Source organism: Bradyrhizobium sp. 61, from assembly GCF_023073075.1.
Taxonomy (GTDB): domain Bacteria; phylum Pseudomonadota; class Alphaproteobacteria; order Rhizobiales; family Xanthobacteraceae; genus Bradyrhizobium; species Bradyrhizobium barranii.
Genome location: NZ_JADPIU010000010.1, coordinates 125,383 through 141,903 on the forward strand (window position 1 = coordinate 125,383; position 16,521 = coordinate 141,903).

Below are 16,521 nucleotides of genomic sequence, written 5' to 3' on the forward strand. Positions count from 1 at the left end.
GGCAGCCCTGCGGCGCCGAAAGCGTCTTCCCGGCCCGCAAAATGCCGTGTTAGAACCCCCGGCAATCGCATTTAGGCTAAGAACTGGCGGGAGCAAATGAAGAATATCCTGGACGCCCTTGAAGATCGTCGCGCCGGCGCAAAGCTCGGCGGCGGGGAGAAGCGCATCGAGGCGCAGCACGCCCGCGGCAAGCTGACCGCGCGCGAGCGCATCGAGCTCCTGCTCGACAAGGGATCGTTCGAGGAGTTCGACATGTTCGTCGAGCACCGCTCCACCGAGTTCGGCATGGAGAAGAACAAGATCCCCGGCGACGGCGTCGTCACCGGTTGGGGCACCGTCAACGGCCGCAAGACGTTTGTGTTCGCCAAGGACTTTACGGTGTTCGGCGGGTCGCTCTCGGAAACGCACGCGCTGAAAATTACAAAACTCCAGGACATGGCGATGAAGGCGAGGGCGCCCATCATCGGCCTCTATGACGCGGGCGGCGCCCGCATCCAGGAGGGTGTCGCCGCGCTCGCCGGCTATTCCTATGTGTTCCGCCGCAACGTGCTCGCCTCGGGCGTGATCCCGCAGATCTCCGTCATCATGGGCCCCTGCGCCGGCGGCGACGTCTATTCGCCGGCGATGACCGACTTCATCTTCATGGTGAAGAACACCAGCTACATGTTCGTCACCGGCCCCGACGTGGTGAAGACCGTGACCAACGAGGTCGTCACCGCCGAAGAGCTCGGCGGCGCCTCCGTGCACGCCACGCGCTCCTCGATTGCGGACGGCGCCTTCGAGAACGACGTCGAGACGCTCTTGCAGATGCGTCGCCTGATCGACTTCCTGCCGTCCAACAACACCGACGGCGTGCCGGAATGGCCGAGCTTTGATGACATCGGCCGTGTCGACATGTCGCTCGATACGCTGATCCCCGACAATCCGAACAAGCCCTACGACATGAAGGAGCTGATCCTGAAGGTCGTGGACGAGGGTGATTTCTTCGAGATCGCGGACGCCTTCGCCAAGAACATCGTCACCGGCTTTGGCCGCATCGCCGGCCGCACCGTCGGTTTCGTCGCCAACCAGCCGATGGTGCTGGCCGGCGTGCTCGACAGCGACGCCTCGCGGAAAGCCGCGCGCTTCGTCCGTTTTTGCGATGCCTTCAACATCCCGATCGTCACCTTCGTCGACGTGCCGGGCTTCCTGCCGGGCACCGCGCAGGAATATGGCGGCCTGATCAAGCACGGCGCCAAGCTGCTGTTTGCGTATTCGCAGTGCACCGTGCCGCTGGTCACCATCATCACCCGCAAGGCCTATGGCGGCGCCTTCGACGTCATGGCCTCCAAGGAGATCGGCGCCGACATGAACTACGCCTGGCCGACCGCCCAGATCGCCGTGATGGGCGCCAAGGGCGCGGTCGAGATCATCTTCCGCTCAGACATCGGTGACCCCGACAAGATCTCCGCGCGCACCAAGGAATACGAAGACCGCTTCCTGTCCCCCTTCATCGCCGCCGAGCGTGGCTACATCGACGACGTCATCATGCCGCACTCGACGCGCAAGCGGATCGCAAGGGCGCTGGCGATGCTGAAGGACAAGAAGGTGGAAACGCCGGCGAAGAAGCACGACAATTTGCCGTTGTGACGACAAGTAGCCCGGATGGAGCGTAGCGAAATCCGGGTCTTGCCTTAGTCCCGCATGTCGCTGCGCTCATGCGGACGACTGGTTTCTTCTGATTTGGCATCTCGATCCAAATGACCGAAGACGATCTGACCGACGAGATTTCCGACATCGAAGATCGGATCGAGGCGCTGGCCGAGATCGCCGAGCGGTGCCGGAAGTACATCCTGGCGTCCAAGATCGCCATTGGCGGTGGTGCGGCGCTGCTCTTGGTCACGATCCTCGGCTTGTTCGGGACAGGTCTGACCGCGGCGCTCGGATCGATCGCCTTGGTGCTAGGCGGGATCGTGTCGCTCGGTTCGAACATCAGCACGTTGCAGCAAACCGAGAGCGCCATCGGTGCTGCCGAGGCGCTTCGCGCGCAACTGATCGGCAGGATCGACCTTCGCGTGGTTGAGGACACGCCGCTGAAATTGGTGTGAGGCGAAATTCGTACGGTGGGTTAGCCCCGTGACTGCGCGAAGCGCAGTTCGCGCGGCGTAACCCACCATCTTTGTTGAGACATGCGTTGGCGGATTACGCTTGCGCTAATCCGCCCTGCGTTTGACATCCGCCGCGGCGAAATGCGCCATCTGGTCGGCGTGGGCTTTTGCGAACGCTGGACGGCCCGTGGCGCGCGCAACGTAGTCGCGGCAGGCGGGGCTGCCCGCCAACCCATCGAAGCGATCGACGACGCGCAGCACGTCCGACATCAGGATGTCGGCGACGGAGAAGGACCCCGCCAGCCATTCGCGCGCCGCCAGCGCGGTCTCCATGTGCTTGAGGCGTAGCTTGAGGAAGTCGTCGACGAATTTCACGGCAGGTGAGCCATCGGCACTGCCGGTGAACTTGAACATCGTCCAGGGCAGGGCCGGCATCTCTACCGAATTGAGCGCCGCGAACACCCATTCGACCGTGTCGCTGCGGCCGCGCGGATCGGTCGGCATCAGCGTGGCGCTGAGCTCACCCAGATGCAGCAGGATCGCGCCGCTCTCGAAGATCGAGAGGTCGCCGTCGGTCAGCCACGGCACCTGGCCGAACGGCTGGTGCGCGAAATGGGTGGCGTCCCGCGGGCCGAACGGCACGCTCGCGACGCGATAGGGCAATGCGGCCTCTTCGAGCGCCCAGCGCACGCGCAGGTCGCGCACGAAGCCGCGCGGCATTTCGGGAACCCAGTCGAAGGTGGTGAGGGTGAGATTGGCCATGCGGTGTCTCCGTGCTCTCTGGGCATAGGACGGATGAAGGACGAGCGTTCCGACAGGCGAGGACGTTTTTTCTCTGCACGCAGCGACCGTAGGGTGGGCAAAGGCACACTTGCGCCGTGCCCACCATCTTTTGGCCGACGGTAGAAGTGGTGGGCACGCTCCGCTTTGCCCACCCTACGGGGCCACTGGGCTTCGCTCACTGCCCGAGCTTCGCCAGCTTGCCTTGCTTCGCGGCTTCCACCGCGCGCTCCGCATCCTCCGGCAACAGAATTCGCTCCGCCACCTGCCGCGCCACCTCGCGGCGGACCGCCGCCACATACGCCCCGTCATCCGCATAGCGCTCCGCGATCGACAGTCGGGGATCATGCACTTCCATACGCGCAGCCTCGGTCGGCGCGAATGGCACGACCGCGCCTTGCAGCGGATAGAGTGCCGTCGGGCCAAAACCTTGCGCGCGCGGATTCCATGCGGTGTAGGTCGCGCGCGGCACCGCCAACGCAAGCTGGCGGATACCCGCGATGGCCATGCCGTCATTGTCCGCCTTCGGCACGAACACGGGATAGCGGCCGATCTCCTTGGGCGGCAGCACGCTCTGGTCGGAGAAGGCGGCGAGCGTATGGATGCCGGCATAGGGCAGGCCGGGGATATCCATCGGCACCGCGCCTTGCGCTGCGACCAGCGTGCCATGGGCGCGCATGGGGACGCGGCTGGCCGGCGGCTTGATGCCGTCGCTGATCCAGGCGTTGAGGTCGGTGAGCAGCGCGCGCATAGGCATGCCCGCATGCATCGGGTTTTGCGGCAGCGACATCGCAGGCAAACCCTTCTTCATCACGTCGGCGGCTTCGGCGAAATGCGGCGTGCCTGAGATCATGTAGGCGCGGACGTTGTCGGGGAGGTCGAGGTGGTTGCCGGCGAGGTCGGTGACGAGCAGCGATGCGTGCGAGGCCCACCATTCGTGCTCGCTATCGGTCTGCATCACCTTCGGGCACGTCGCCGAGAGCGAACAGCGGCGGAGCAGGCCGTCGGTCTTGCCGGAATAGGGATCGCTGAGGCTCGCATAGGTGAAGGGGAACAGATCGGCCTGCCACGCCGGATCCTGCGGATGGCGCGGGTTGCGGCCGGGCTGGCCGAAGCGGACGTTCGTCGCCATCCGCCGCGTGCCCGCGACATGCGGCATCAATCCGTCGAACACGGTGCGGCCCTGGAGATCCTCGTTGAAGCCGAGATAGAGGAAGTCGCGGAGAAAGCGGCCGGATTGCGACACGCCGAAGCCGATGGCGCGGCTGACGGAGGGATGCAGGCCGTTCAGCAGCGGGTTCGCCTGGGTCTCATCGTGGCGGAGAAAGCTGACGACGTCGCGCACGGCGGCATAGCCCATGCCGAGTGGCACAGGATCGCGCGCGGTGTAGGTGATCTCGTAGAGCGCGCCGGCATCAAAACCATCGGGCCGGGTGATCTCCACCGTCACGGGATCGACGAGCTTTGCGAGGAGGCCGGAAGGCGTCTGCCGCGCATCCGCCCAGGCGGCGCGCACGGAGACCTTGAGGTCGGCGGCATCAGTCGCCGGCCAGGTCAGCGTCGCACGCGCGGGATTGGTCGTGTTGTCGAAGACCACCTCTTCGCGCGCGGGCCCGGTGACGGTCTTCAGCACCGGTGCCGTCATCGCCATCTGGCCGGGCTTGGAGGGGATGTCGCCCTGCCAGCCGACCCAGACCATCGTAAAACCCTGGCGGTGCAGGGAGCCGATGCCGGCATCCTCGGCCTTGTCGGCATTGTTGGCGCCGGGCTGGGCGGCATCGTCGAACAATTGCGGTGCCAGCTTGCGGCCGCGATTGGGCACCTCGAGCAGCAGCGTGCCGTTGCCGTGGGTGGGATCGGTGGGGCGCAGGATCACGACGTCGGCGGTGGCTGCCACCTTGCCGTCGGGGCTACGCGGCGCGAGCGCGAGGTCGGTGATGACGGCGTTGCGATCGTCGGACGGGTTGAGCGCGAAGGTCGCGCGCGCGGTGATGCGCTCATAGGTGCCGACATCGCCAAAGCTGCGCCCCGCAAAGGCGGGCTCACGCGCGAGGATGTCGAAGCGGATGATTTCGGCGAGCGAGACCGTTGGCCACAGGCAAGTGATCGCAACGACGCCCGTGATGATCCTGCGCATGGCCGTTCCTTCCCCCATCGGCGCGATCATGAAGTTCCGTCGCGCGGGCTTTTTGTTGCCGCCACCATAACCGTCTATGCTGCGGCCAAACAACGGGAGGAAACACATGCCTGCTGCCTACTTCGTCGTTCGCGCCACCGTCACCGACGCCAGCAGGCGCGCCGCCTTCGAGACGGAACATGTGCCCGACGCGGTGAAGGCGTTCGGCGTAGCTAAGGCCTGGCGGTTCTGGAGCCTGGACGATCCCTCGCTGCATCAGGCCATGTATCAGTTCGATGACGAGGCCAAGCTGGCTGCGATGTTGAAGGGCGATGCGTTGAAGCAGCTCGTCGCCGATTTCAACCGCGACTGGCCCGACGTGAAGCGCACGCGCGAGACGCTGGTGCTGGCGCAGGAGTTTGGAGCGTAGCCGTAGCTCGCTCGTCCCTGACACCCATGTCATGAATCTGAAGATGCGATTCAGCTTTCGTTCATGTCGTGACCACGACACTCCCTCTGCATCACTTGCTCGATAGCCTAGAGGACATGTCATGGAGCGTCGGAACTTTTTGAAACTTGCATTCGGCGTCGCGGCTGGAGCCGCGACGTTGACCGCGACCGCACAAGCTGCGCCGTTGGCGCCGCAGCCGCTTGGTGATCCCGCGCGCGCGCCGCAAGGCAATCCCGACGCTCGTCCCGCCGTCACCACCAGTGAGGAGACCGCGCAGCTCAAGCCCGAGCAGGTGCATTGGCATGGCCATCACCGCCATTGGGGCTGGCGCCGCCGCCACTGGGGTTGGCATCGCCGGCGCTGGCACCGCCACCACTGGTAAGCTCGGCACACGCCAGGCCTTGAACGGGGATCGCGATTGCGGTCCCCGTTTTGATTCGGAGATGCGACGCCAGGCGTTCAAAACGAAAATGGCCGCGCAGGCTTTCGCCGCACGGCCATCTCGCAATACGAAAAGGTCAGATCAGATCGGGCGGCAGCGGCCACCCCACCAACGGAAGCCGTACGGGCAGACGCGGGCGCGGGGCACGACGACGACCGGCGGGGCAACCACCACCGGGCCGGGCCGCACAACGACCGCACCGCGCATCGGGCGGCAGCCGCCATAGGCGCCGCGGTACCAGCCGGGGCCGCAGCCACCGGCGGCGCTGGCCGCTTCGCTGAAACCGACGACCGCGCTGGCGAGCATGACGGCGGCAAACAGGTATTTCATGTGATCTTCCTCTTGTCCTTGGGCAGGTTTTTGGGGCGCTTGCGGCGCACAATGAATCAAAAGACACGATTCGACACGTTAAATTTGGGCACGTGCCGACACGTCGCGATCCAAACCTGCCAATCATGACCTGAATGCGGCATGAACATTCTCTGCATGCGGCTTCCGGCGACAGCGATGGCGCTGGAGCGCCGTCCCGATGGAATCGGAACGGGGCTCCATGTTTTTTGTTTTGTCGCGTTTTCTTGACGCGAACCGGTATCCACTTCGCTCGAAAACGCTCTAGCGACCGAGAAAGCCCAGCATCAATTCCTTGTACTTCTCCGGCGCCTCCAGGAAGACGAGGTGGCCGGTGTCCGGGATCACTTCGGCCCGCGCGTTCGGCATCTTGGCCGCAAGCGCTTTCGCGAGCTCCGCGTTCTGGCCCATTTTCGCGCGCAATGCCTCCGGCGCGTTCGGACGGCCCGGCGCGTTGTGATCGTCGGCGCCCATGATGAACAGCGTCGGCTCTGTGATCAACGCGACCTCGTGCGCGACCGGCTCGCGATAGATCATCTGGCCGGAGCTGACGTAGGCGCGCAGCCAGCGCGGATAATCGGGACTGCCTTTGATGTTGAAGCGGGCGTCGACGAACGGCGTGATCGCGTCGGGCGGCAGCTTGATCGCGTAATTGGTCTGGAGCTGCTTGCGATAGCCGTCGGGTGTGAGCTTGTCCTCGCTCTCGATGATCTTCTCGGTCGGCGTCGGCGGCACATAGAGACGGTAGTCTTCCAGCCCGATCGGCGCGGTCAGCACGAGATGGGCGACGCGATCCGGATAGGCGCGGGCGATGCGCACGCCCAGCATGCCGCCGAGCGAATGCGCGACGACCTCGGCTTTGTCGATCTTGAGATGATCGAGCAGCGCAATGGTGTTGCGCGCCAGCGTGTCGAAGTGCAGTTCGCCTTGCGGCTTGGAGGATTTGCCGAAGCCGATCTGGTCCGGCACGATCACGCGAAAACCGGCGTCACTGAGCATCTTGATGACGGGCGCCCAGTAGCTCGACGGAAAATTGCGCCCGTGCAGCAGCACGACGGTGCGGCCGTTCGGCCGCTCGGGCGCGACGTCCATATAGGCCATGCTGAGCTGCTCGCCGTCATTGATGACAGGCAGCAGATGCACGGGATACGGATAGGCAAAGCCTTCGAGCGCGATGCCATAGGGCTCGCGCGGGGCGGTGTCGGCAGCGTAAGCGAAAGAGAGCGGGGCAGTGAGGAGGGCGGCGGCAAGCGCGACCGGGAGGATGCGGTTCATGAAGATCTCGTAATTGGAGCCGTCATTCCGGGGTGCGTCGAAGACGCGGACCCGGAATCTCGAGGTTCCAAGTTTGATGCTTCGCATCGCCCCCGGAACGACACTGCGCTTAAAGCGATGGATGGCCCGGTCAAGCCCCGCCATGACGGAAGCCGTGGTTCACACGCAAACGTGCGATCTCACGCACCTGGCGTGATCAATCCTTCCCGGTCCCGAACAGCGTCGCAAACTGCTTCTCGCCGGTACGGGTGAAGTTCACCACGCGGCTGCCGGGCGTGGCGTCGCGCGCGGCCCATTTCAGCTCGGCGAACCGCTGCATCATGGCGGCGCCCAGCGTGCCGGCGAGATGATGGCGCCGCTCGCTCCAGTCCAGGCAGGCCTTGCACACCGGACGGCGCGGATGGGTGAGCATGTCGGGCGAGATCTGCAAATGCTTTGCGAGGAAGCGCTCGCCCTCGGCCGTCAGCTCGATGTCCTGCTTCTTCTGCCTGACCAGGTTTCGCGTCCGTAGACTGTCGAGCATCTGCACGCCGAGATCGCCGGCGAGGTGGTCGTAGCAGATCCGCGCGCGCCGCAGCGCCGGATCCTTCGGCCCGGTGCGCACGCGCATGTGGCCGGTCCGCGCGGCAAGTCCCGCAAGGCCTTCGAGCACGCCGGCGACGTCATCGTCGGTGAGGCGGTAGTAGCGGTGGCGGCCCTGCTTCTCCGGCTCGATCAGCCCGCCGGCCTCGAGCTTGGCCAGATGCGAGCTCGCGGTCTGCGGCGTGATGCCGGCCTCCTGCGCGAGCTCGCTCGCCGTCAGCGCGCGGCCGTTCATCAGCGCGGTGAGCATGTTGGCGCGAGCGGGGTCGCCGACCAGCGAAGCAATCATGGCGATGTCAGGACCTGATTTCATGCTTCGATGGTAGCCGAAGCATTGCGGTGGAGCAAGGACGTAGTCTGTTTCTGCGAACACGTCATTGCGAGCGAAGCGAAGCAATCCAGTTGCTTCAGCGGCGACGGTGTTGCTCGCGCTTGCCGCAATGAAAAATCAGGGAGCTCACCATGTCCGTCACCGTCTTCATCCGCTACCAGCTCGATCCCTTCAAGCGTGCGCAGTTCGAGGAGTACTCGAAGCGCTGGCTCACCATCATCCCGAAATGCGGCGGCGACCTGATCGGCTATTTCATGCCGCATGAGGGCACCAACAACATCGCGTTTGCGCTGATCACCTTCGAGAGTCTGGCCGCCTATGAGGCCTATCGCGCCCGGCTGCGGCAGGACGCAGACGGCATGGCCAACTTCCATTTCGCCGAGGAGAACAAATTCATCCTCGCGGAAGAGCGCACCTTCCTGCGCAAGGTGGTATTGTAGACCGCCAACGCAAAGGAGACGCCCATGATTGCCGTGATTTTCGAAGTCTGGCCCAAGCCGGAACATCGCCAGGACTACTTCGACCTCGCGGCCGACCTGAAGCCGATCCTGCAAACCATCGATGGCTTCATCTCGGTCGAGCGCTTTGAAAGCCTGACCGAGAAGGGCAAGATCCTGTCGGTGTCGTTCTGGCGGGACGAGGCAGCAGTCCAGGCCTGGCGCAATACGATGGAGCACCGGCGCACGCAGGCGAAGGGCAGGTCGAAGATCTTTGCCGATTATCACCTGCGCATCGCCAGCGTCATCCGCGACTACGGCATGAATGATCGCGAGCAGGCGCCGAAGGACAGCCGCGCCGTGCACGACGCGCACTAGCTTTTGCGGGCGCGCACTGGCGCTGCCCAGTGCGCGCGCTTATGTCTGCGCGGCCAACAAGGGAGAGAAACATGCATGTGACAACCGCTGACAAGCGCGCGACGTTCAAGACGATGCACGAGAGCGGCTGCTTCATCCTGCCCAATCCGGTCGATGTCGGCAGCGCCAAGGCGTTGCAGCATCTCGGTTTCAAGGCACTGGCCTCATCGAGCGCAGGCTTTGCCTGGACCATCGGCAAGGCCGACAACCACGTCACGGTCGACGATGTCTGTCAGCATCTGGCAGCATTGTGCTCGGCCGTCGACATCCCCGTGAATGCGGATTTCGAGGGTGGCTTCGCCGTCGAGCCGGACAAAGTCGCTGACAATGTCGAGCGCGGTGTGCGCACCGGCGTCGCCGGCCTCTCGATCGAGGATTCCACCGGCGACAAGGACAAGCCGCTCTACGAGCGCGCACTGGCGGTCGAGCGCATCAAGGCGTCGCGCAAGGCGATCGGCGACAGCGGAACGCTGCTGGTCGGTCGCTGCGAGGCGTATTTGTGGGGCGTGACCGACCTCAAGCTCGTCATTGACCGGCTCACGGCCTATGCGGACGCAGGCGCCGATTGCCTCTACGCGCCGGGCCTGAAGACGCGCGAGGACATCGCCGCGGTGGTGAAGGCGGTCGCACCAAAGCCGTTCAACCTGCTGATCGGCGCGTCCGGCCTGTCCTTGCAGGAGGCCGCCGACCTCGGCGTGCGCCGCATCAGCGTCGGCGGCTCGCTCGCCCGCGCTGCCTGGGGCGGCTTCATGCGCGCCGCGAAGGAGATGGCGGAGAAGGGGACCTTTACCGAGCTCGGCACCGGCTATTCCGGCGGCGAACTCAACAAGATGTTCAGCTAAACGAAAAGCGGCGGGATGTGAGGTCCCGCCGCTTTTTCATCCTCTCGGTGTCATGCCCCGCGCAAGCGGGGCATCCAGTACGCCGCGGCCTCTCGATTCAATCTCCGCCGCTGGTGGAATACTGGGTCGCCCGGTCAAGCCGGGCGACGACAGCTGTTGTCGTTACTTCGCGCCCTCGGACGGGGCGGCCGGATCAGGCGCCGCCGGCTTGCTCGGGGCAGCACCCGTGGTCACGCCGGGTCCCGTGTTGTTGCGCGGCGTCACGTCACGCATGCCGGGAGGCGCGGCCGGATTCGCAGGCGGAGCCTGTTGGGCGGTCTGCGTCGCCGGCGTGTTGCCGGCCTGGTTGCCGGTGCTCGTGTTGTTCAGTCCGTAGAACACGGCACCCAGTACCAAGGCGATCGCCACTGCGAACAAGGCTACCTTGCCGCTGGAGGCGGGGCCTTCGCCAAGCTCGGGATCGACCTGAAGCTCGGCATCCCGTCGCGCCGCACGGACATACTCATCATCGGCGAGATTCGGGCGATACGGATCGTTGGGAAAACGGTCGTCAGCCATCGATTTTGTCTCCTCGATTATTGCGGCTGGACAACCCCTAGACGCGAGATTCTGTTCCGCCCTCCTTAGTGCTTTCGTCGCATGTTGCCCTTGCGCGAGGAATCGGGAACTTGTTCATTTTGGAACAGTTGCGCGTCGGTTCCATCGGAGGGGAAGGGAACAAAGCGATGTGGAGCGTGCCGCCGAGCGATAGCGTGCTGCATCTGTTGTCGCTGGTCGCGGTCGCAGCGCAAGGCATGACCGCCGCGCTCGCGGCCGGCCGCCGGAGCATGGACTGGCTCGGCGTCTGCTTCCTCGGCTGTATCACCGCGCTCGGCGGCGGCACCTTGCGCGATCTCTTCCTCGGGCACTATCCGCTGGCCTGGGTCGCTCATCCCATCTACCTCGCTCTGGCCGGCGGCGCTGCCTTCCTCACCATCCTGATCGCGCGGCTCGTGCACCGGCTGAAGGTGGCCTTCATCGTGCTCGATGCCATCGGCCTCGTCGTCTTCACCATGGCCGGCTGCGACATCGCCTGGCAGACGAATGCCACGCTGCCGATCGTCATCGTCTCCGGCATGGTGACCGGCTGCGCGGGCGGGGTGCTGCGCGACGTGCTCTGCAACGACGTGCCGCTGCTGTTCCGCTCCGAGCTCTATGCGACCGTTTCGGTGGCGACCGGCCTGTTCTATGCCACCGCCTTCGGCCTCAATCTCAACGCGGAGCTCTGGACCATTTTGACGTTTGTCCTCGGCATCAGCTTCCGCCTGCTCGCGGTGCGCTACAAATGGGAGATGCCGAAATTCGTGTTCACGGAAGGCGAGGAGCGGTAGGGCTCTTTCTTACCTCTCCCCGCTTGCGGGGAGAGGGGACTAATCACCCTTCCGCGCCTTCGCCACCTGCGCCGTGGTCACCAGCGGCGCGGCGTTGCCCCAGGAATTGCGGATGTAGTTCGTCACTGCGGCGATCTCTTCGTCGGACAATTGCTTGGCATAGCCCGGCATCTCGCCGCTGTTCGGCGCGCGTGGCGTCGTCACGGTGTGGGCGCCGTCGAGGATGATGCGCAAGCTGGAGGACGGATTGACCGATTGCAGAAGCGCGTTGCCGGGCAGGGGCGGATAGATGCGCGGCGCGCCGGAGCCGTCGGCTTCATGGCAGGCGATGCAGAGTTTTGCGTAGACGGCCTGGCCGGCCTTCATCTCGGCCTCGTCGGGCGGCGTCACGATCGTCTCGCGCCGCGACGGCGGCAGACTCTTCAGATATTCCGCGATGGCGCGCACATCGGCATCGCTCATCTTCGAGGTCGAGCCGACGACCACCTCGGCCATCAGCCCGCCGGCATGGCTTTTGACGTTTCGCCCGCTTTGCAGATACTCGGTGATGTCTTCGACGCTCCATGACTTCAGCCCGGTGCGCGCGGCGCCATCGAGCCTTGGTGCGTACCAGCCGCCGACCTCGTTGCCCGACAGCGCCTGCGCAGTTTTGTCCGCGCCGAAATAGTTCTTCGGTGTGTGGCAGGCGCCGCAATGGCCGAGCCCGGTGACGAGATAGCCGCCTCTGTTCCACGCCGCGCTCTGGCTCTGGTCCGGCTCGAACAGACCGGGCTTGAAATACATCGCGTTCCAGACCCGCATCAGGCCGCGATAGCCGAACGGCCAGCGCAGCTCCGGCGGCTTGTTGCGGCTTGCGACGGGCGCCAGCGTTCCGAGATAGGCCCGGATCGCCAGCGTGTCGTCCTTCGTCACCTTCGTGAAATAGGGATAGGGGAAGGCCGGGTAATAGTTCGAGCCGTCGGGCGCGATGCCGGTGCGCACCGCGCGGGTGAAATCGGCGTCGGTCCAGGCGCCGATCCCGGTGTCACGATCCGGCGTCAGGTTCGGCGCGTAGATCGCGCCGAAGGGCGTATCGATGCGCTTTCCGCCCGCGAACGGCTTTGCCGGATCGGTGGTGTGGCAGCCCGCGCAGTCGCCGGCCTCGACCAGCGCCTTGCCATAGGCGATCAGCTCCGGCGATGGCTCGGCGGCGCGGGCCGCGCACGCAACTGCACTGCACAATGCGACAACAGCCAGAATCATTCGCATCGAAAGCTTCCCCTGCGACCAATCGCCCGGATAGGAGCCTCACGTCGTTTCGCGTCGGTGGGGGTATGGTGACACAAATTGAAAATGCTTGATGCCTTTGCAGCCACGAAATTGCGATTATTACCCGGCGCTTCCTTTGGTCCAGATTTGTGATGCGGAGCGTTAAATATCCGACATAGAGTGGCGGAGTTGGTCGGCGCGCCCTAGCTAAAAACAACGGGCAGGCAACGGCTTAAGTGGCCAAACGCTCAAACGGGCGGAAGAGGACAAGAATGGGTATCAACCAGGGTCCGATCAGTCTCGACCAGAAATACACCCAGGAAACCGGACACGTCTTCACCACGGGCATCCAGGCCCTGGTCCGGTTGCCGATGGCCCAGATCCGGCGCGACCGCGCCAACGGCCTCAACACCGCGGGCTTTATCTCCGGCTACCGCGGCTCGCCGCTCGGTGGCTACGACCAGCAGCTCTTTGCGGCGCGAAAACATCTCGAGCAGTACAACATCAAGTTCCAGCCCGGCGTGAACGAGGATTTGGCGGCGACCGCGGTGTGGGGCTCGCAGCAGCTCAACCTCTCGCCCGGCGCCAAATATGATGGCGTCGTCGGCATCTGGTACGGCAAGGGCCCCGGCGTCGATCGCTGCGGCGACGTGTTCCGCCACGGCAATGCCGCCGGCTCGGCCAAGAACGGCGGCGTGCTGTGTCTGGCCGGCGACGACCACGGTGCAAAATCCTCCACCGTTCCGCATCAGTCCGACCATGCCTTCATGTCGGCTTTGATGCCGTATCTCTATCCCTCGAGCATCCACGAGATGATCGAGATGGGCCTGCTCGGCATCGCGATGTCGCGCTATTCGGGCTGCTGGGTCGGCATGAAGGTGATCACGGAGACGGTGGAGACCACCGCCGAGATCGACCTCACCGACGAGATGAAGCCGTTCATCATCCCGCCCGATTTCGAGTTGCCGCCCGGTGGCCTCAATCTGCGCTGGCCCGACGACCGCTTCGAGCAGGACCGTCGCCTCCAGGATTACAAGGGCTTTGCCGCGATCGCCTTTGCGCGCGCCAACAAGGTCAACCGCGTCACCATGGATTCGCCGAACGCCCGTTTCGGCATCATGGCGTCGGGCAAGAGCTATGAGGACGTCCGCCAGGCGCTGCGCGAGCTCGGGATCACCGAGGAGGTCGCCGCCAAGATCGGGCTTCGCCTCTACAAGATCGGCATGCCCTGGCCGCTGGAGCCGGAAGGCGTACGCCAGTTTGCGGTCGGCCTCGAAGAGATATTCATCATCGAGGAACGGCGCGAGATCGTCGAGAACCAGGTCAAGCAGGAGCTGTTCAACTGGCGCGACGACGTTCGCCCGCGCATCGTCGGCAAGATGGACGAGCACGACAAACGCTTCCTGACCTTCGCCGCCGAACTCAGCGTTGCCTCGCTTGCGACCTCGCTCACCGAGCGGCTTCTCCGCCTTAATCTCAACCCCGAGATCGCGGAGATGCTCCGCGCCAAGGCCGACTGGTTCAACGGCCGCCAGGCCACGCAAATGCAGGCGACAGCGCCTGTCTCTCGCGTACCGTATTTCTGCTCCGGCTGTCCCCACAACACGTCCACCAAGGTCCCCGAAGGCAGCCGCGCGCTCGCCGGCATCGGCTGCCACTTCATGGCGCTGTGGATGGATCGCTCGACCGAGACGTTCACTCATATGGGCGGCGAGGGCGTGCCGTGGGTCGGCATCGCGCCCTTCACCAACGAGAACCACATCTTCGCCAATCTCGGCGACGGCACCTACTTCCACTCCGGCCTTCTCGCCATCCGGCAAGCGGTCGCCTCAAAGACCAACATCACCTACAAGATCCTCTACAACGATGCCGTCGCGATGACGGGTGGCCAGCGCCATGACGGCGATCTCTCGCCGCAGCAGATCACGTTCCAGCTCCACGCCGAAGGCATCCGCGAGATCTACCTGGTCTCGGAGGCGCCCGACACCTATCCTTCCGACACCATCGCGCCCGGCGTGAAGCTGTATCACCGCGACGAACTCGACAACGTCATGAAGATGTGCCGCGAGTACAAGGGCACCTCGGCGATCGTCTTCGTGCAGACCTGCGCGGCCGAAAAGCGGCGCCGCCGCAAGCGCGGCCTGATGGAGGATCCGGCGCGCCGCGTCATGATCAACCCGGCGGTCTGCGAAGGCTGCGGCGATTGCTCGGTGCAGTCGAACTGCATCTCGGTCGAGCCCCTGGAGACCGAGTTCGGCCGCAAGCGCGCCATCAACCAGTCGTCCTGCAACAAGGACTATTCCTGTGTGAAGGGCTTCTGCCCGTCCTTCGTCACCGTCGACGGCGGCAAGCCGCGCCATCGTGCACCGGCCGATCTCGGTGACATCGGCGAGCTACCGGAGCCCGCGTCTCGGCCGACGGTGGATAAGCCCTATAACATCGCAGTCGGCGGTGTCGGCGGCACCGGTGTCCTCACGATCGGTGCGCTGCTCGGCATGGCCGCTCATATCGAGGGCAAGGCCTCGATGATCCTCGACATGTCGGGCCTGGCGCAGAAGGGCGGGGCGGTGCTCAGCCACGTCCGCCTGTCCGATCATCCGGCCGAGGTGACCTGCTCGCGCATCGTCACTGGTACGGCAGATCTCGTGCTCGCCGCCGACGAGGTGGTCGCGGTCGCCAAGGACACGATCTCGCTCTGCGACACCAGCCGCACCCGCGGCATCATCAACAGCCACGTCATTCCCACCGCCGACTTCGTCCTCAACCGCGACTTCAACTTCCAGACCCGCAAGCTGAACGGGCTGCTGGAAACGGCGCTGCACAAGGACTCGGTGTTCTTCGACTTCACCAAGCCGGCCGAGCAGCTGCTTGGCGACAGCATCGCCACCAACATGATGATGATGGGATATGCCTATCAGAAAGGCCTGTTCCCGCTGTCGGCAGAATCGATCGAGCAGGCGATCGAGGTCAACGGCGTCGCGATCAAGATGAACAAGGAGGCCTTCCGCCTCGGCCGCCTCGCGGTCGCCGATCCCCAGCGCCTCGCCGACATGCTGAAGGGGACGGACGAGGTGGTTGCGCCGAAGACGCTGGATGCAATGACGCTGGATGAGGTCGTCGCGCATCGCGCCAAGCACCTGACCGCCTACCAGAGCGGCCGCCTCGCAAAACGCTATCGCAAGCTGGTCGATCAGGTTCGCGATGCCGCCAAGCAGGGCGGTTATGACGATGCGCTGCCGCGCGCGGTCGCGGTGAACTATGCCAAGCTCCTGGCCTACAAGGACGAATACGAGGTTGCGCGCCTCTACACCGACGGCGCTTTTGAGCAGCAGCTCCGCGACCAGTTCGAGGGCGACTTCAAGTTCAACTTCAATCTGGCTCCGCCGATCCTCAGCCGCGGCGTCGACGCGCTGGGTCGCCCGAAGAAGCGCGCCTTCGGCCCGTGGATGCTGAAGGCATTCAGGGTGCTCGCGAAATTCAAGTTCCTGCGCGGCACGCCGCTCGACATCTTCGGCCACAGCGCCGACCGCAAGCTCGAGCGCGATCTGATCGTGGGCTACGAGAAGGACGTCGCCACCGTGCTCGGCCTGTTGTCGCCGCTCACGATCGACACCGCGGTCGAGCTGCTATCGCTGCCCGACCGCATCCGCGGCTACGGCCCGGTCAAGGAGAAGGCCGTCGCGGACGCGAAAGCCCGCTACGCCCAGCTCGCGGCCGACCTCGCGAGCCCGCCGCCGGCGCCGAGGCAGATCGCGGCGGAGTAGGGCGGTCTCGACGCGGACGCAATGCGTAGGG

General features: G+C 64.8%; 16 protein-coding genes. 9 read left to right on the top strand and 7 right to left on the bottom strand.

Going from position 1 to position 16,521, the window contains the following annotated elements; translation table 11 throughout:
- The first annotated feature begins 96 nt into the window (after positions 1-96).
- Entirely contained in the window at positions 97-1,629 is a 1,533-nt protein-coding gene (locus IVB46_RS04675; protein ID WP_247301730.1) for an acyl-CoA carboxylase subunit beta, read from the top strand.
- A 110-nt stretch (positions 1,630-1,739) separates the two neighbouring features.
- Entirely contained in the window at positions 1,740-2,087 is a 348-nt protein-coding gene (locus IVB46_RS04680) for a hypothetical protein (protein WP_247301732.1), read from the top strand.
- Positions 2,088-2,192: 105 nt separating this feature from the next.
- Here IVB46_RS04680 and IVB46_RS04685 read toward each other — a convergent pair whose 3' ends face one another.
- The gene (locus IVB46_RS04685; protein ID WP_247342162.1) at positions 2,193-2,849 is read right to left on the bottom strand and encodes a glutathione S-transferase family protein; all 657 of its coding nucleotides are present in this window, start codon (positions 2,847-2,849) and stop codon (positions 2,193-2,195) included.
- 196 nt (positions 2,850-3,045) lie between these two features.
- Positions 3,046-5,004 carry an alpha/beta hydrolase domain-containing protein gene (locus tag IVB46_RS04690; RefSeq protein WP_247301734.1) on the bottom strand — a complete coding sequence of 653 codons (1,959 nt, stop codon included), beginning with the start codon at positions 5,002-5,004 and terminating at the stop codon, positions 3,046-3,048.
- Between the two features lie 106 nt (positions 5,005-5,110).
- Here IVB46_RS04690 and IVB46_RS04695 point away from each other — a divergent pair, with 106 nt between their 5' ends.
- Together IVB46_RS04695 and IVB46_RS04700 are read left to right on the top strand one after the other, a co-directional pair.
- The gene (locus IVB46_RS04695) at positions 5,111-5,413 is read left to right on the top strand and encodes a hypothetical protein (RefSeq protein WP_247301736.1); all 303 of its coding nucleotides are present in this window, start codon (positions 5,111-5,113) and stop codon (positions 5,411-5,413) included.
- Positions 5,414-5,534: 121 nt separating this feature from the next.
- Positions 5,535-5,816, top strand: a complete 282-nt coding sequence (locus IVB46_RS04700; protein WP_028154910.1) for a hypothetical protein — start codon at positions 5,535-5,537, stop codon at positions 5,814-5,816.
- 141 nt (positions 5,817-5,957) lie between these two features.
- Here the strand turns inward: IVB46_RS04700 and IVB46_RS04705 are convergent, their stop codons facing one another.
- From IVB46_RS04705 to IVB46_RS04715, 3 genes are all read right to left on the bottom strand, one after another.
- Positions 5,958-6,206 (bottom strand): hypothetical protein, encoded by a 249-nt coding sequence (locus IVB46_RS04705; protein ID WP_063982626.1) that lies wholly within the window; start codon positions 6,204-6,206, stop codon positions 5,958-5,960.
- 282 nt (positions 6,207-6,488) lie between these two features.
- Positions 6,489-7,499, bottom strand: coding sequence for an alpha/beta hydrolase (locus IVB46_RS04710; RefSeq protein WP_247301739.1), 1,011 nt, complete (start codon positions 7,497-7,499; stop codon positions 6,489-6,491).
- Positions 7,500-7,695: 196 nt separating this feature from the next.
- Positions 7,696-8,394: a winged helix-turn-helix domain-containing protein gene (locus tag IVB46_RS04715; protein ID WP_028154913.1), complete on the bottom strand. Its 699-nt coding sequence runs from the start codon at positions 8,392-8,394 to the stop codon at positions 7,696-7,698.
- Between the two features lie 149 nt (positions 8,395-8,543).
- Between IVB46_RS04715 and IVB46_RS04720 the strand changes: the two genes are divergently transcribed.
- The 3 genes from IVB46_RS04720 to IVB46_RS04730 all read left to right on the top strand — a co-directional run bounded on the left by IVB46_RS04720 (position 8,544) and on the right by IVB46_RS04730 (position 10,108).
- Complete coding sequence (locus IVB46_RS04720) at positions 8,544-8,852, top strand: NIPSNAP family protein (RefSeq protein ID WP_028151164.1); 309 nt, start codon at positions 8,544-8,546, stop codon at positions 8,850-8,852.
- A 24-nt stretch (positions 8,853-8,876) separates the two neighbouring features.
- Positions 8,877-9,227, top strand: a complete 351-nt coding sequence (locus tag IVB46_RS04725; RefSeq protein WP_247301743.1) for an antibiotic biosynthesis monooxygenase — start codon at positions 8,877-8,879, stop codon at positions 9,225-9,227.
- A 71-nt stretch (positions 9,228-9,298) separates the two neighbouring features.
- Complete coding sequence (locus IVB46_RS04730) at positions 9,299-10,108, top strand: isocitrate lyase/phosphoenolpyruvate mutase family protein (RefSeq protein WP_063982628.1); 810 nt, start codon at positions 9,299-9,301, stop codon at positions 10,106-10,108.
- A gap of 162 nt (positions 10,109-10,270) precedes the next feature.
- Here the strand turns inward: IVB46_RS04730 and IVB46_RS04735 are convergent, their stop codons facing one another.
- Positions 10,271-10,666: a hypothetical protein gene (locus IVB46_RS04735; RefSeq protein ID WP_247301745.1), complete on the bottom strand. Its 396-nt coding sequence runs from the start codon at positions 10,664-10,666 to the stop codon at positions 10,271-10,273.
- Between the two features lie 167 nt (positions 10,667-10,833).
- On the opposite strand from IVB46_RS04735, the gene IVB46_RS04740 reads away from it, so the two are divergent.
- The gene (locus tag IVB46_RS04740) at positions 10,834-11,478 is read left to right on the top strand and encodes a trimeric intracellular cation channel family protein (protein WP_071917394.1); all 645 of its coding nucleotides are present in this window, start codon (positions 10,834-10,836) and stop codon (positions 11,476-11,478) included.
- Between the two features lie 39 nt (positions 11,479-11,517).
- Here IVB46_RS04740 and IVB46_RS04745 read toward each other — a convergent pair whose 3' ends face one another.
- Positions 11,518-12,726, bottom strand: a complete 1,209-nt coding sequence (locus IVB46_RS04745; RefSeq protein WP_247301748.1) for a cytochrome c — start codon at positions 12,724-12,726, stop codon at positions 11,518-11,520.
- A 272-nt stretch (positions 12,727-12,998) separates the two neighbouring features.
- Here IVB46_RS04745 and IVB46_RS04750 point away from each other — a divergent pair, with 272 nt between their 5' ends.
- Entirely contained in the window at positions 12,999-16,490 is a 3,492-nt protein-coding gene (locus IVB46_RS04750; protein ID WP_247301752.1) for an indolepyruvate ferredoxin oxidoreductase family protein, read from the top strand.
- Positions 16,491-16,521: the final 31 nt, after the last annotated feature.